This is a genomic window from Streptomyces durocortorensis, assembly GCF_016901035.1.
In the GTDB taxonomy this organism is placed as follows: Bacteria; Actinomycetota; Actinomycetes; order Streptomycetales; family Streptomycetaceae; genus Streptomyces; species Streptomyces durocortorensis.
Map to the genome: position 1 here is coordinate 11948 of NZ_JAFEUF010000088.1, position 14836 is coordinate 26783.

Genomic DNA, 14836 nt, shown 5'->3' on the forward strand with positions numbered 1-14836 from the left:
CCCCACCCCCCCCCGCCCCCCCCCAACGCCCCGGCCCCCCCCGGGGGGGGGGGGCCCCCCCCGGCCCCCCCCCGGGGCCCCCCGGGGGGGCCCGGCCCCCCCGGGACGCCTCCTAGGGCCGTCGCCTAGGACGCGGCCTCGGGCGGCGTCTGCGGGTGCAGGAGCCTGGCGAGCAGGTCGTCCAGGCTGACGAGTCCGGTGAGCCTTCCCTCCCCGTCCCGTACGACGGCGATGGTGGCCCGCCGCTCGCGCAACTGCTCCACGGCGTGCGCCGCGGTCGCGTCCGGGGCGAATTCCGGGACCGGGCGAGCCAGGTCCCGGGCGAGGGCCGCCCGGGACCGGGCGCGGGCGACCAGGGCGTCGCGGGCGTGCACCGATCCGAGCACCCGCTCCCCGTCCCGTACCAGCAGGCGGGTGCGGTCGGCTTCGGAGGCGGCTGCCAGGACCTCGTCGAGTCCCGCGTCGGCCGGGACGGTCGCGATCCGTTCGGCGGGGATCTGGAGGGTGGAGACCGGCGCCTGCGGTTCGGTCAGGGACCGGGTCATCAGACCGGAGTCGCCCTTGCTGATCAGCCCGAGTCGCTCGGACTCCTCGATGAGGTGGGTGAGCTGGTCCCGGTTGTGCACCGAGGTCAGCTCGTCGCGCGGGGTGACCCGGCAGAGCCGCACCAGGCCGTTGCTGACCCAGTTCATCAGCCGGATCAGCGGCCGTACGGCGTTGACCACGGCCCGGAAGGCCGGGCTCAGCAGCATCGCGGAGCGCTCCGGGTGGGCGATGGCCCAGGATTTCGGGGCCATCTCGCCGACCACCATGTGCAGGAAGACGACGACGATCATCGCCAGCGCGAAGGCGATGCCGTAGCTGAGGGCCGCGGGCAGTCCGAGCCGCTCCAGCAGCGGGTCCAGCTCGTGCGAGATGGCGGGCTTGGACACGGAGCCCAGGCCCAGCGTGCAGATGGTGATGCCGAGCTGGGCGCCCGCGAGCATGAGCGACAGCTCGCGCATCCCGGCGAGCGCCGCCTTGGCACCGCGCTGCCCGCGGGCCACGGCCTGTTCCATGCGGTGGTGCTTGGCGGCGACCAGGGCGAACTCGGCGGCGACGAAGAACCCGCTGCCGATGAGCAGCAGGACGGTCACGAAGAGGGCCAGGGGGAAGCTCATGCCTGCGGCTCCTGTCCGGTGCGATCGCCGTCGGCTGTCGGGGCGGCGTCAACGGCGGGGTCTTCGTGCTCGATGCGGACGTACTCGGCGACGTGCCGGTCGAGCGAGCGGACGGCGATCCGGACGCCGGAGACGGTCAGCCGGTCCCCCACCGTCGGGAAGCGGCCGAGCCGGTCGATGATCAGTCCGGCGAGGGTGTCGTAGTCGTCGCTCTCCTGGGGCAGGTCGACCCCGGTGGCCTCCTCGATCTCGTCGAGGCGGCGGCCCGCGTCCACGATCCAGCCGGAGCCGTCGGCGACCGCGAGTTCGACGACGGTGTCGGACTCGTCGGCGATGTCCCCGACGAGCTCCTCCGCGATGTCCTCGTAGGTGACGATCCCGGCGAGACCGCCGTGCTCGTCCAGGACGACGGCGAACTCGTCGTCGCGCTCCCGCATCTGCGTCACGGCGGCGGGCAGCTTCAGCAGTTCGGGCAGGAGGAGCGGCTCCCGGGCCAGCGAGCCGACGGTGGTGCGGCCGACCTCCGCGGCGGGCAGCCGCATGAGCTCCCGTACGCCCAGGACCCCGGCCGGGTCGTCCGGGTGGTCCCCGAGCACCGGGTAGTTGGAGTGCCCGTGGCGGGCGATCAGCTCGACGGCCTCGGTGGCCAGCGCGTCCCGGCGGACGAACGCCACATCGGCGCGCGGGATCATCACCTCGCCCAGGGTCCGCTCGGAGAAGTCCAGGGCGTGGTCCATGAGCTCGGCCGTGGCGGCCGGGAGTTCGCCCTGTTCGTGGGATTCGCCGATGAGGTGGCCCAACTCCTCCAGGGTCGCCCCGTGGTGGAGTTCCTCGACGGGTTCGATGCCGATCCGGCGCAGCAGCCGGTTGGCCGCGCTGTCGAAGATGTGGATCACCGGGCCGACGATCCGCAGGTAGATCAGGGTGGAGGCGGCCAGGGACTTCGCCATCGGCTCCGGGATGGCGAGGGCCAGGTTCTTGGGGGCGAGTTCGCCCAGGACCATCTGGATGACGGTCGCGACCACGAAGGAGAGCACGACGGAGATGCCGGAGACCACACCGTCGGGGATGCCCGTGCCGCTCAGGGCGGGGCGCAGCAGGGCGGATACGGACGGTTCGGCGAGGAAGCCGACGACCAGTCCCGTGACGGTGATGCCGAGCTGTGCGCCGGACAGCATGAACGAGAGGCGCTCCAGCACGTTCACCGCGCGGGCGGCCCGCTTGTCCCCGGCCGCGGCCTCCCGGGCGAGGGTCAGCCGGTCCGCGGAGACGTACGCGAACTCCTGGGCCACGAAGTAGCCGGTCCCGGCGGTGAGGACGAACACGGCCAGGAGGCCGAGCAGGGCGGAGATCATCGCTCACCCGCCCCGCGCGGGAGGCGGTGGACGGCCCTGCCCGGGGCCGGGGCGGCGGTTCGGTGAGGGTGGGGGTCAGGCCCCGATGGGCCCGGACTGGCGGACAACGCGTGGCTCCTGTCCGGCTGGATTCTCCAGCCATGGATTCGTGTGGGACGCACTGCGGTCGGACGGTGGTGGCCCGCCGCCCGGTGGTGACGGCCTCCCGACCCCGCCGCCCGGTGGTGACGGCCTCCCGGCGCGGCGCCGGGTGGCGTCAGGTGACGCCGTCGTAGTCCTGGCCGACGATCAGGGTGAGGGCTTGGTCCGCGCTCCGCGCGTCCTGGTCCGCCTTCGCCCCGTGCAGCCGGGAGGTGAGTACCCGGGCATGATTCTCCATGCCGGGCGGGTGGAGGACCGCCGTCCGCTCCGCCTGTCGCGGGGCGTTTCCGGTGCCGACGACGGTGAACCCCAGTGCGCGCAGCTCCTCGGCCACCTGGGCGGCGCGGCCGGAGACGCCGGTGCCGTTGAGCACCCGGACCTGGACGGAACGGGCGTACAGCGGGTTCGCCGCGGCCTTCTTCAGGGCCTTCCCGTCGATCTCGCGGTCCGCCGCGAGCGACCGGAAGAGGTCACCCGCCTGCGGGTACTGCCAGACGACGTTGGCCTTGTCGGTCGGCACGTCGGCCTCGCGGGCGTAGTTGGGCACGGTGACGAAGGTCAGCCGGTCGCTCGGTATGTCCTGGACCTCGGAGGCGAGCGAGGCCAGCGGCTTGACGCCGGCCAGCGCCCGGTCGGTGGTGATCGAGCGGGTGGCGGAGTCGAGGAATCCGTAGAGGTCGGCGGGGCTGGTCAGGGTCTTGCGCGCCTTGGCGGCGAGCGCCTCCATGAACTCCTGCTGGCGTCCGATGCGTCCGAGGTCGGAGCCGTCGCCGACGCTGTAGCGGGTCCGGACGTAGCCGAGGGCGTCCTCGCCCTGGACGGTCTGGCAGCCGGCTTCGAGGTCGAGGTGGGCCTTGGGGTCGTCGATCGGCGCCTCGGGGCAGACCTCGATGCCTTCCAGGGCGTTGACCATGCCCTTGAACCCCTGGAAGTCGACGGAGGCGAAGTGGTCGATGCGCAGTCCGGTGCTCTGCTCCACCGTCTTGATGGTGCAGGCCGCCGCCCCCGCGACGTCTCCGCCGGTCCCGCCGATGGCGAACGACTCGTTGATCTTGAAGCGGTGCGGGTCCGAGGTGTTCCCGTCACCCCGGTCGCAGGCGGGTATGCGGACCCAGGAGTCGCGTGGCAGGGAGACCACGGTGGCCCATTTCCGGTCCGCGGCCAGGTGCATGACCATCAGGGTGTCCGACTGCATGGTCGTCAGCCCCTTGCCGTACGCGGCGTTGTCGCCGTCCCTGCTGTCCGACCCGACGACCAGGATGTTCTTGGATCCCGGGCTCAGGTTCTCGGGACGGTCGCCGCCGATCTTCCCGTCGACGTCGGCGGCGTGGATGTTGCCGTCCAGCTGCCGGTAGACCCAGGCGCCCGTTCCGGCGGCGCCCAGGATGAGCAGGGCCAGCACTCCGGCCGACCACAGCAGGATCCGCCCGCGCCGGGTCAGCGAGGCCCCGCGTCCCGCCCGCCGGCCGTGGCGTTTTCCACGCCGTGCCGTACGGCCGTGGCGCCCTTGGCCATCCGTGTCCACACTGCCCTCCGAGCTCCCGCCCCGCCCCTTCGGCGTGCGACGGGGCCCCGCACTCTGCGGCTGATGAACTCTACAGGGGTGTAGATGGGAGGGGTTCGGCCCGGTTCCGGTAAGCGCGGGCGCCTCGCCCGCGGGGGCTAGAACGGGGTCGCCGCCTCCAGGACGAGGAACAGGGCGACGGCCGCGTTCAGCGCGGACAGGGCGGAGACGGTCGTCCCGGCGGCGGCGACGAGCGCGGCGACGCCGGCCGGGGTGAGGGCGGGGGGCCAGCCCCGGTCCGGCGGCACGGGGCCCAGGAGCGCCGCCACCCGGCGCGGCACCGGCCCCGCGGCGGCGAACGCGGCGAAGGCCGCGCCGCCCGTCACCGGGCGGGCGACGAGCGCCGCCTTGCCGACCGCGCGGGCGGTCAGCCGGCGGTCGCCGGTGATGCGGGCCGCCTCCTCGTCCGCCCAGCGCTCCGTGCTGTAGACCAGGGCCCCGAGCAGCGGCCACAGCAGGGGGTTGACGCAGCCGGCCAGCCGGGTCGCGAGCAGCAGCCGGTGGTGGCGTCCCGCCAGATGGGCCCGCTCGTGGGCGAACAGCGCCCGGTGCTCGGCCGGTTCGAGGGAGGCGAGCATGGCCGTGGAGACCATCACCCGCCCCGGGGAGCCGGGGAGCGCGTAGGCGTACGGGACGTCGTCGGGCAGCACGGCGACGTCGCCGCCCGGCAGGCCGGCGAGCGCCCGGCGGGCCCGCGCCCGAAAGCGGTAGTGGCGGTGGACGGTGAATCCGCAGGCCGCCGTCACGACGACGAGCGCCAGGATGGACGCCTTGCCCGCGAACGCGTCGTGCGGCACCGCCTCGCGGACCTCGTCGTCGGACCAGCCGTCGGGCAGCGGGTTGCCGGGCAGCTGGGCCGTGCCCACCACCACGAGCAGTCCGAGGCACACCAGGCTGCACGAGGCGAGGATCACGGCGGCGGTGGTCAGCAGCCGGGCGGCCCGGCGGGGGTGCAGGTGCTGTTCGGCCAGGCGCGCGATCGGCCACGCGGTCAGGGGCAGCACGAGGGGCAGGTACACGAAGACGCCCATCGTCAGCGCTCCGGCCGGTCCGAGGGCGCTCCGGTGCCGTCGGGTCCGCTCTCGGCGAGCAGGGCCCGCAGCAGGTCCTCGTCGTGGGAGGAGAGGACGGAGACGAAGCTGGAGAGCACCGCGTCACGGTCGCTCTGCTTGTCCAGGAGCCGGCGCATCCGCAGGGCGGCGAGCCCCGCCTCGTTCGCCACGGGCTCCCACAGGACGGGGCGGCCCCGTCCGGTGCGTGTGACGGCCTGCTTGGCGTGGAGCCGCGTCAGGATCGTGATGACGGTGCTGTACGAGAGGCCGGCGCCGAGCCGCTCCAGGACCCAGGCGGCAGTCACCGGCTCGCTCGCCCCGCCCAGCACCGACAGCACCTGGGCCTCCAGCTCGCCCTGACCGCGCCTGCGGGCAGGCGTCTCCCGCTCGCCACCGGCTCCTTCGGCGTCCACGGCACGGCCCCTTCCTCGCTCTCGCCGCCCGGCTCGCTCCGTTCGGCCGCCCGGCCGCGGCGCTGCGCCCGCCGGGCATCGGGGAATCGTATCCAGTGGCGGAGTCACCGGCCACCGGCCGACGCGGGACCGCTCGTGTCCCGGGCGTTCGCCTCCTGGCCCCGCAAATCTACAGTGCTGTAGATTTTCCCCACTGCCGTCGGACAAGGGAGAACATCATGGGCGTGAGCCTCGCCAAGGGCGGAAACGTCTCGCTGAGCAAGGAGGCTCCGGGGCTGACCGCGATCCTCGTCGGTCTCGGCTGGGACCTCCGCACCACCACCGGCACCGACTACGACCTGGACGCGAGCGCGCTGCTCTGCGACGAGGCGGGCAAGGTGCTGTCCAACGAGCACTTCATCTTCTACAACAACCTCAAGAGCCCCGACGGTTCGGTCGAGCACACCGGCGACAACCTCACCGGTGAGGGCGAGGGCGACGACGAGATCGTCAAGGTCGACCTGCCCTCGGTGCCGGCGACCGTGGCGAAGGTCGTGTTCCCGGTCTCGATCCACGACGCCCAGAGCCGGGGCCAGAGCTTCGGCCAGGTCCGTAACGCGTACATCCGCGTGGTGAACCAGGCGGGCGGCGCGGAGATCGCCCGTTACGACCTGAGCGAGGACGCCTCCACCGAGACGGCGATGGTCTTCGGCGAGCTGTACCGGCACGGCACCGAGTGGAAGTTCCGTGCGGTCGGGCAGGGTTACGCATCCGGCCTGAGCGGCATCGTCGCCGACTTCGGCGTCACTCTCTGAGCCGCACGGATCCGATCACAGAAGGCGGAACGATGACGATCAACCTCACCAAGGGCCAGCAGGTCAGCCTCACCAAGTCCGGCGGCGGCGAACTCGACGTCGTACGGATGGGTCTGGGCTGGAAATCCGCTCCCCGCAAGGGATTCATGGCACGGCTCACCGCCCGCGAGATCGACCTGGACGCCTCGGCGGTGCTCTTCGCGGGCCAGGCCCCGCAGGACGTGGTCTTCTTCCAGCACCTGACCAGCGACGACGGTTCGGTCCAGCACACCGGGGACAACCGGGTCGGCGGGGCCGGCCAGGGCGGCGACGACGAGTCCATCGTCGTCGATCTGCGGCGCGTGCCGGCCCATGTGGACCAGATCGTCTTCACGGTGAACTCGTTCACCGGCCAGACCTTCGAGGAGGTCGAGGCGGCCTTCTGCCGGCTGGTCGACGAGAGCAACGGCCAGGAGCTGGCCCGGTACACCCTGACCGGCGGCGGGCGGCACACTGCCCAGATCATGGCCAAGGTCCAGCGGAGCGGCTCGGGCTGGCAGATGACCGCGATCGGGGCACCGGCGGACGGGCGGACCTTCCAGGACCTGATGCCCGCGGTCGCGCAGCACCTCTAGGACGCCTCACCGGACCACGCGGGGGTGCCGTACGCGCCGCGTGCGCACCCCCGCGTGCCGCCGTACGACCACGACCACCCATCACACAGGCAGCGACCGAGGGACAGCATGGGCAGACCTTCCCGGCTCGGGGACGAGGACCGGTCCGACTACGCGAGCGCGCTCGACGAGGTGATCGCCTCCCCGGAGCTCCGACGGCTGCTGGAGCGCTCGGGTGTCCCCGGCGCCCGGCTGCGGGTCCGGGGCCTGGCGGCCGTGGCGCGGACGGTTCCGGCCGCCGACGCGGAGTACCGGCGGTACGCGGCCCTGCGGCTGCGGGCTCGGGGCGGGCGACGGGACGCCGGGGCGGCGCCGCTCTCCGGGCCGGGCGATCAGGAGCGGCCGGGGGCCGGGGCGCTGGCGGTTCTCGGGGTGCTGACGCCGGTGCTCGCCGCGGTGGCCGCGGCGACGTTCCTGGTGCTCGGGTACGGCCTGCGGCTCGCCGAGGCCCTGCCGGCCCTGGCGGGCACCCTCGTCGGCGTCGGCTGGTCGAGCCTGGTGGTCGCGGCGGTCACGGCCCTGGCCAGTGCGGTCGCCCTCTATCGGACGGCGGCGAAGCAGTCGGCGGCGGACGCGGTGGCCGTACCCGGTCCGTCCGCCGCCGGTTCTCCCGCGCTCGCCCAGGCCCGTGAGGCGTGGCTCGCGGCGCTGCGGGACCGGGGGATCCGGCCGTTCCTCCTCCAGGAGATCGCCGAGGCGGCGCCCGGGGCGGGTCCGGGCGAGGGCCACGGCTCCCGCTTCAGCTCTCCGGCGTTCGCGGGGCCCGACTTCTCCGGTCCGGGGTTCGAGGGCTCCGGCCGGCCCGCTCCCCGGCAGCCCGGACCAGAGCGGCCATGACCCGGGTGTCCTCGGCCATCTCCGGGTGCCACTGCACACCGAACACCAGGCTTTCGTGCCCGGGGAGTTCGAGGGCCTCCACCGTCCCGTCCGGGGCATGGGCGGAGGCCACCAGTCCGCCGCCGAGGCGGTCGACCGCCTGGTGGTGGTAGGCGGGCACCATGGCGGTCTCGGGGACGGCGGCCGCGTAGACGGTGCCGGGCACGGGGGTCACCGGGTGGCTGCCGAAGACGCCGAGGCCGCCGGTGTGGTCGTCCAGGTGCTGGATCAGCGTGCCGCCGAGGGCGACGTTCAGCAGTTGCATGCCCCGGCAGATGCCGAGCAGGGGGACCTGCCGGTCGATCGCCGCCCGGATCAACGCCAGTTCCCAGGCGTCGCGTTCGCGGGCCGGGGGCCCGGTACGGGGGTCGGCGACCGCCCCGTACCGGGCCGGCTCGACGTCCGCTCCCCCGGCGATCACCAGCCCGTCCAGGGCGGCGACGGTGTCCCGGGCCGCGTCCTCGGCGTCGTCGGGCGGCAGCAGCACCGCGAGCCCGCCCGCCGCCCGGACGAGGCGCGGATAGCCGGCGGGCAGCAGCACCGCGGGCATCTCCCACGTGCCCCAGCGGGCCGGGTCCTGGTAGGTGCTGATGCCGATGACGGGCCGGGACATGGAACGGACTCCTCGGTGGGTCGGGGTGCAGAACGCGGGGCTCAGTCGCGGGCGAGTTCGGCCTCGGCCGCCGCCAGTGCGGCGAACTCCTCCTCCGGGGCCCCCGCGACCAGCCGGTGACGGCTGTAGAAGGCGAAGTAGGCCAGCGCCACCGCGTACACGCCGAGCGCGATGAACGCCGCGTCGCGGTCCACCAGGAAGGTCGCCACCAGGGCCGAGCATGCCAGAACGAGGGCGACGGACGAGGTGAGCGCGCCGCCGGGGGTTCGGTAGGGGCGCGGCAGCTCCGGTTCGCGGCGGCGCAGCACCAGGTGGGAGAGGGCCATGAGCGCGTAGCTGATGGTGGCCCCGAAGACGGCGACGTTCAGCATCCGGCCGCCGTTGCCGCTCCAGGCGGCGAGCGTGAACCCGATGACGCCGGGGATCAGCAGGCCGAGGTAGGGGGACTTGCGGCGGTTGGTGAGGGAGAGGAAGCGGGGCAGATAGCCCGCCCGGGAGAGGGCGAAGAGCTGGCGGGATCCGGCGAAGATCAGGGAGAAGAAGGAGGCGACGAGCCCGGCGAGACCCGCGTAGTTCACGAAGCGGCTCAGGGCGGTCGGCTCGCCGTCGCCCTGGAGGGCCACCACGAGCGGGTTCCCGGCCTCCTTGATGGCGTTGGCGCCCTGGGCGCCGGTGGCGGAGACGAAGGTGATGAGGGCCAGGAAGACCAGTACGGCCAGCGAGATCGCCAGGGCCTTGGGCATCGAGCGGACCGGGTCCTTGGCCTCCTCGGCGGCGAGCGGCACGCCCTCCACCCCGAGGAAGAACCACATGCCGAAGGGGAAGGCGGCCCAGATCCCGAGGAGTCCGTACGGCAGCCAGGAGGAGGAGCCGAAGGCGGAGGCGTCGGCCGGGATGTCGTTGAGGCGGCCCGCGTCGAACTCGGTGAACGCGCCGACGGCGAAGACCAGCAGCGCGGCCACCGCGATCGCGGTCACCACCAGGCTGAAGCGGAGCGCCTCGCCGACGCCCCAGAGGTGGATGCCGATGAAGATCGCGAAGCAGGCGAGGTAGACGGGCCAGCCGGAGGTGAGACCGAACAGCCCGAGCGATTCGACGTAGTCGCCGATGAAGAGCGAGATGGCGGCGGGGGCGAGGATGTACTCGATGAGGATCGCGGTCCCCGTCAGGAAGCCGCCCCAGGTGCCGAGCGCTCGCCGGGCGAAGCCGTAACCGCCGCCCGCCGTGGGGAGGATGGCGGAGAGTTCGGCCAGCGCGAAGACCAGACACGCGTACATGACGCCCATCAGGACCATGGCCACGGCGAGCCCGCCGAAGCCGCCCTTGGACAGGCCGATGTTCCAGCCGGAGAAGTCGCCGGAGACGACGTAGGCGACGCCGAGGCCGGTCAGCAGGAGCCAGCCGGCGCTGCCCCGGCGCAGGGTCCTGCGGTGGAGGTACGCGTCCGTGCCGGATCCCCCGGGGCTCGCGTCACCGGGTGGTCCGGCGGGTGTTTCGGTTCCCTGAGCCATGAGGCGCTCCAGATGTGTGTCGACTTCATCGTTGGAACTGCTTCGATCAAAGGTTCGTCGGCACACCTTTGTGGAACAGCTGGGGGAATGGCAAGGGGCGTGCGTTAAAGAGTGGTTACGGATTCGCCTCGCCGGCCGCGGCCCGGCAGGGCGCCGTCACTGCGGGCTCAGGCGAGGAAGCCGCGCAGCAGGGCCGCCGTGCCGCCGCAGTGCTCGCGCATCATCTCGCGCGCCGCGTCCGCGTCCCGGTCGAGCACCGCCTCGACGACGGCCGCGTGCTGCTGCTGCGAGTGCTCCAGGTTGCGCACCAGCAGCGGGATGCAGTCGAGCAGTTCGTTGAGCGTGGCCCGGACGGCGGCGTACCGGGCGGCGAGCGTGCGAGAGCCGGAGAGTTCGGCGAGCGTGAGGTGGAGGAGGGTGTCCTGGCGGCGGTAGTCCTCCAGCCGGGCCCCCTGCGTGGCGTCCAGCGCGCCGCGCAGCCGCAGCTCGGCGTCGGCCGTGAGCCCTTCGGCGCACAGGCCCGCCGCTCCGGCCTCCAGCACCTCGCGGAAGCGCAGGGTGTCCTCCACGTCGACGGCGGCGATGCGGCGGCGCAGTTCGCCGCTGCCCTCGGGGGCTGCGGGGCGCGGCAGGACGAACGTTCCGCCGTAGCGGCCGCGGCGGCTCTCGACCATGTTCTGGTCCTGGAGGACCTTGAGGACCTCGCGCAGCGTCACCCTGCTGATCCGCAGATGCTGGGACAACTCGCGCTCGGAGGGCAGGCGTTCGCCGGGCGGGACCAGGCCGAGGCGCAGAAGCTGGAGGACCTGCTCCAGCGCCTCCTCGAAGCCGTTGCCCGCGCGGACGGGGCGCAGCACGGAGTCCAGCGGGCCGGTCGCCGCGTCCGGCTCGCCGGCCCCCGCATCGGTGGCGGCTGCCGCCGGACGGGTGTCGTCCGCTCTCTCCCTCGTGGCCACTGGCGGATCCCCTTCCCAAGCAATGGTTCTCTGTCATACCTTATGCCTCCCGGTTCACCCAAGGAGGCATCCCGTGGCAGACCGCACACCCCCGCTCGGCGTCGACGAGCTCCGCTCACGGGTCGCGGACGGGTCGATAGACACCGTGGTGCTGGCCTTCCCCGACATGCAGGGCCGGCTTCAGGGGAAGCGGTTCGCGGCCGGGTTCTTCCTGGACGAGGTCTTGGAGCACGGCACCGAGGGCTGCAACTACCTCCTGGCCGTGGACACCGAGATGCAGACCGTCGACGGTTACGCGATGTCCTCGTGGGAAAACGGCTACGGCGACTTCGGCATGGTCCCCGACCCCGCCACCCTGCGCCCCGGCCGACGGCACGAGGGAACCGCCCTGCTGATCGCCGATCTCGCCTGGCACGACGGCAGTCCGGTGGTGGCCGCCCCCCGGCAGATCCTGCGCCGCCAGCTCGACCGGCTGACGGAGCGCGGGTGGACGGCCCAGGTCGGCACGGAGCTGGAGTTCATCGTCTTCCGGGACAGTTACGAGGAGGCCTGGGACCGCGACTACCGCGGGCTGACCCCCGCCAACCAGTACAACATCGACTACTCCATCCTCGGCACCGGCCGCATCGAGCCGCTGCTGCGCCGGATCCGCAACGAGATGCAGCAGGCCGGGCTGACCGTCGAGTCCGCCAAGGGCGAGTGCAATCCCGGCCAGCACGAGATCGTCTTCCGCTACGACGAGGCGCTCACCACCTGCGACCAGCACGCCGTCTACAAGACGGGCGCCAAGGAGATCGCGGCCCAGGAGGGCGTCTCGCTGACCTTCATGGCCAAGTACGACCAGAACGAGGGCAACTCCTGCCACATCCACCTCTCGCTCACCGACGCGGACGGCGAGAACGTGATGGCGGGCGACGGCGAGGACGGCATGTCCGAGCTGATGCGCCACTTCCTGGCCGGCCAGCTCGCCGCCCTGCGCGACTTCTCGCTCCTCTACGCCCCCAACATCAACTCCTACAAACGCTTCCAGCCCGGTTCCTTCGCCCCCACCGCCGTCGCCTGGGGCGTCGACAACCGCACCTGCGCCCTGCGGGTCGTCGGCCACGGGCGCTCGATGCGCTTCGAGAACCGGCTGCCCGGCGGCGACGTCAACCCGCATCTGGCCGTCGCCGGACTGGTCGCCGCCGGGCTGTACGGGGTCGAGCACCGGCTGGAGCTGCCCGAGGCCTGTACGGGCAACGCCTACACCGCCGAGTACGACCAGGTGCCGACGACCCTGCGCGAGGCCGCCGAACTGTGGGAGGCCAGCCCGATCGCCAAGGAGGCCTTCGGCGAGGAGGTCGTCGCGCACTACCTCAACATGGCCCGGGTCGAACTGGCCGCGTACGACTCCGCGGTGACCGACTGGGAGCTGCGCCGCTCCTTCGAACGGCTCTGACAACCGGCACACCTCCGCACCACCACCTCCTTCCCTGATCGGGGTCCGTACGTGTCACAACCCACCCTCGACGTCCTGAACCCGGCGACCGCCGAGGTCATCGCCACCGTCCCGGCCGCCTCCGCCGCCGATGTGGACGCCGCCGTCACCCGCGCGGCGGCCGCCCAGCGATCCTGGGCCGCGGCCGCGCCCGCCGACCGGGCCCGCCTGCTGCGCCGCTTCGCCGTCACCGTCGACGAACACATCGAGGAACTGGCGCAGTTGGAGGTCCGCGAGGCGGGCCACACCATCGGCAACGCCCGCTGGGAGGCGGGCAACGTCCGCGATCTGCTGGACTACAGCGCGGGCGGCGCCGAGCGGCTGCTGGGCCGGCAGATCCCGGTGGCGGGCGGCATCGACTTCACCGTCCTGGAGCCGCTCGGCGTCATCGGGGTGATCGCGCCGTGGAACTTCCCGATGCCGATCGCCGCCTGGGGCCTCGCCCCGGCCCTCGCGGCGGGCAACGCCGTCCTCCTCAAGCCCGCCGAGACGACCCCGCTGACCGCGCTCCGGCTGGCCGAACTCGCCCTGGCGGCAGGCCTTCCCGAGGGTCTCTTCCAGGTGCTGCCCGGCGAGGGCCCGGTGGCCGGGAGCGCGCTGGTCGAGCACCCGGGGGTTGCGAAGATCGTGTTCACCGGCTCCACCCGGACCGGCAAGCACATCATGACCCGCTGCGCCGAGCGCGTGAAGCGGCTCACCCTGGAACTGGGCGGCAAGAGCCCCAACATCGTCTTCGCCGACGCCGATGTGGCGGCCGCGGCGGCCGCCGCCCCGATGTCCTTCCTGGACAACGCCGGTCAGGACTGCTGCGCCCGCACCCGGATCCTGGTCGAGCGGTCCGTGTACGACCGCTTCCTCGACCTGCTCGTCCCGGCCGTGTCCGCCGTGGTGGTGGGCGACCCGGCCGACGAGCGGACGCAGATGGGGCCGCTGATCTCGGCCGTCCAGCGGGACCGGGTCCGAGGCCTCGTCGACGGCGGCCGGGAGGCCGACGGCGTACGGGCGATGCTCGGCAAGGCCCCCGAGGGGCCTGGGTTCTGGTATCCGCCGACCGTTCTCGCCGGGGTCTCGCCCGACGCTCCGGTGGCCGTCGAGGAGGTCTTCGGGCCGGTGGCGGTGGTCCTGCCGTTCGAGGACGAGGCGGACGCGCTGCGCCTCGCCGACGCCACCGACTACGGGCTCGCCGGCTCGGTCTGGACCCGGGACGTCGGCCGCGCGCTGCGCGTGAGCCAGGGGCTGCGGGCGGGCAATCTCTCGGTCAACTCGCACTCCAGCGTGCGCTATTCGACTCCCTTCGGCGGCTACAAGCAGTCGGGTCTTGGCCGCGAACTCGGCCCGGACGCCCTGGCCGCCTTCACCGAAACCAAGAACGTCTTCATCAGCACGGAGGCCTGAGCACCATGACCGACACTTCTTTCGTCTGCCGCCGCCTGGTCGGCCGCACCGCCGTCGTCACCGGAGCCGGCAGCGGCATCGGGCTGGCCACCGTACGGCGGCTGGCCGCCGAGGGCGCGCACGTCGTCTGCGCCGATGTGGACGAGGAGCGCGGCAAGGCCGCCGCCGAGGAGGCCGCCGGGCTCTTCGTCCGAACCGACGTCACCGACGCCGAGCAGGTCGACGCCCTCTTCAAGGCGGCGTTCGACGCCTACGGGTCGGTCGACATCGCGTTCAACAACGCGGGGATCTCGCCGCCCGACGACGACTCCATCCTGGACACCGGTCTGGAGGCGTGGAAGCGGGTGCAGGAGGTCAACCTGACCTCGGTCTTCCTCTGCTGCAAGGCGGCCATCCCCTACATGCGCGCGCAGGGCAGGGGCTCCATCATCAACACGGCGTCGTTCGTGGCCCGGATGGGCGCGGCCACCTCGCAGATCTCGTACACCGCGTCCAAGGGCGGGGTGCTGGCGATGTCGCGCGAGCTGGGTGTGCAGTTCGCCCGCGACGGGATCCGGGTCAATGCGCTCTGCCCGGGGCCGGTCAACACCCCGCTGCTCCAGGAGCTGTTCGCCAAGGACCCGGAGCGGGCCGCGCGGCGGCTGATCCACATCCCGGTCGGGCGGTTCGCCGAGCCGACGGAGATCGCGGCCGCGGTGGCGTTCCTGGCGAGCGACGACTCCTCGTTCGTGAACGCCACGGATTTCCTGGTCGACGGCGGGATCGCCGGGGCGTACGTCACCCCGGTCTGATCCCGGCAGACCCCCCGGGGGGGGGGGGGGGGGGGGGGGGGGGGGGGGGGGGGGGGGGGGCGCGGGGCGGGGGGCGGGGGCGCGG

14 protein-coding genes are annotated in these 14836 nt (G+C 73.0%); 6 read left to right on the forward strand and 8 right to left on the reverse strand.

What is annotated here, in order from left to right; genetic code table 11:
* Positions 1-125: 125 nt before the first annotated feature.
* The 5 genes from JS521_RS18290 to JS521_RS18310 form a co-directional block, all read right to left on the reverse strand.
* A complete protein-coding gene (locus JS521_RS18290) occupies positions 126-1160 on the reverse strand; it encodes a hemolysin family protein (RefSeq protein WP_205084043.1) in 1035 nt (344 codons plus the stop codon).
* Positions 1157-2515 (reverse strand): hemolysin family protein, encoded by a 1359-nt coding sequence (locus JS521_RS18295; RefSeq protein ID WP_205084044.1) that lies wholly within the window; start codon positions 2513-2515, stop codon positions 1157-1159. The genes JS521_RS18290 and JS521_RS18295 overlap by 4 nt, the downstream gene beginning before the upstream one ends.
* A 256-nt stretch (positions 2516-2771) precedes the next feature.
* Positions 2772-4181, reverse strand: coding sequence for an LCP family protein (locus JS521_RS18300; protein ID WP_443732184.1), 1410 nt, complete (start codon positions 4179-4181; stop codon positions 2772-2774).
* A gap of 137 nt (positions 4182-4318) precedes the next feature.
* Positions 4319-5251 (reverse strand): M56 family metallopeptidase, encoded by a 933-nt coding sequence (locus JS521_RS18305; RefSeq protein ID WP_205084045.1) that lies wholly within the window; start codon positions 5249-5251, stop codon positions 4319-4321.
* A gap of 2 nt (positions 5252-5253) precedes the next feature.
* On the reverse strand, positions 5254-5685 hold the full coding sequence (locus JS521_RS18310) for a BlaI/MecI/CopY family transcriptional regulator (protein WP_205084046.1): 432 nt from the start codon (positions 5683-5685) through the stop codon (positions 5254-5256).
* Positions 5686-5903: 218 nt separating this feature from the next.
* On the opposite strand from JS521_RS18310, the gene JS521_RS18315 reads away from it, so the two are divergent.
* From JS521_RS18315 to JS521_RS18325, 3 genes are all read left to right on the forward strand, one after another.
* Complete coding sequence (locus tag JS521_RS18315) at positions 5904-6479, forward strand: TerD family protein (RefSeq protein WP_205084047.1); 576 nt, start codon at positions 5904-5906, stop codon at positions 6477-6479.
* A 32-nt stretch (positions 6480-6511) separates the two neighbouring features.
* Positions 6512-7093 carry a TerD family protein gene (locus JS521_RS18320; RefSeq protein ID WP_205084048.1) on the forward strand — a complete coding sequence of 194 codons (582 nt, stop codon included), beginning with the start codon at positions 6512-6514 and terminating at the stop codon, positions 7091-7093.
* Positions 7094-7201: 108 nt separating this feature from the next.
* Positions 7202-7969: a hypothetical protein gene (locus JS521_RS18325; RefSeq protein WP_205084049.1), complete on the forward strand. Its 768-nt coding sequence runs from the start codon at positions 7202-7204 to the stop codon at positions 7967-7969.
* On the opposite strand, the gene JS521_RS18330 is transcribed toward JS521_RS18325, so the two are convergent.
* From JS521_RS18330 to JS521_RS18340, 3 genes are all read right to left on the reverse strand, one after another.
* The gene (locus JS521_RS18330) at positions 7872-8621 is read right to left on the reverse strand and encodes a gamma-glutamyl-gamma-aminobutyrate hydrolase family protein (RefSeq protein WP_205084050.1); all 750 of its coding nucleotides are present in this window, start codon (positions 8619-8621) and stop codon (positions 7872-7874) included. The genes JS521_RS18325 and JS521_RS18330 overlap by 98 nt on opposite strands.
* Before the next feature lie 41 nt (positions 8622-8662).
* Complete coding sequence (gene eat, locus JS521_RS18335) at positions 8663-10132, reverse strand: ethanolamine permease (RefSeq protein ID WP_205084051.1); 1470 nt, start codon at positions 10130-10132, stop codon at positions 8663-8665.
* A 167-nt stretch (positions 10133-10299) separates the two neighbouring features.
* The gene (locus JS521_RS18340; protein WP_205084052.1) at positions 10300-11088 is read right to left on the reverse strand and encodes a FadR/GntR family transcriptional regulator; all 789 of its coding nucleotides are present in this window, start codon (positions 11086-11088) and stop codon (positions 10300-10302) included.
* A gap of 73 nt (positions 11089-11161) precedes the next feature.
* Here JS521_RS18340 and JS521_RS18345 point away from each other — a divergent pair, with 73 nt between their 5' ends.
* Genes JS521_RS18345 through JS521_RS18355 form a run of 3 tightly spaced genes read left to right on the forward strand, consistent with a single transcriptional unit; the run spans position 11162 to position 14751 of the window.
* Positions 11162-12526, forward strand: a complete 1365-nt coding sequence (locus tag JS521_RS18345; protein ID WP_205084053.1) for a glutamine synthetase family protein — start codon at positions 11162-11164, stop codon at positions 12524-12526.
* Positions 12527-12577: 51 nt separating this feature from the next.
* On the forward strand, positions 12578-13960 hold the full coding sequence (locus tag JS521_RS18350) for an aldehyde dehydrogenase family protein (RefSeq protein ID WP_205084054.1): 1383 nt from the start codon (positions 12578-12580) through the stop codon (positions 13958-13960).
* A 5-nt stretch (positions 13961-13965) separates the two neighbouring features.
* The gene (locus tag JS521_RS18355; RefSeq protein ID WP_205084055.1) at positions 13966-14751 is read left to right on the forward strand and encodes a 3-oxoacyl-ACP reductase; all 786 of its coding nucleotides are present in this window, start codon (positions 13966-13968) and stop codon (positions 14749-14751) included.
* Positions 14752-14836 lie beyond the last annotated feature (85 nt).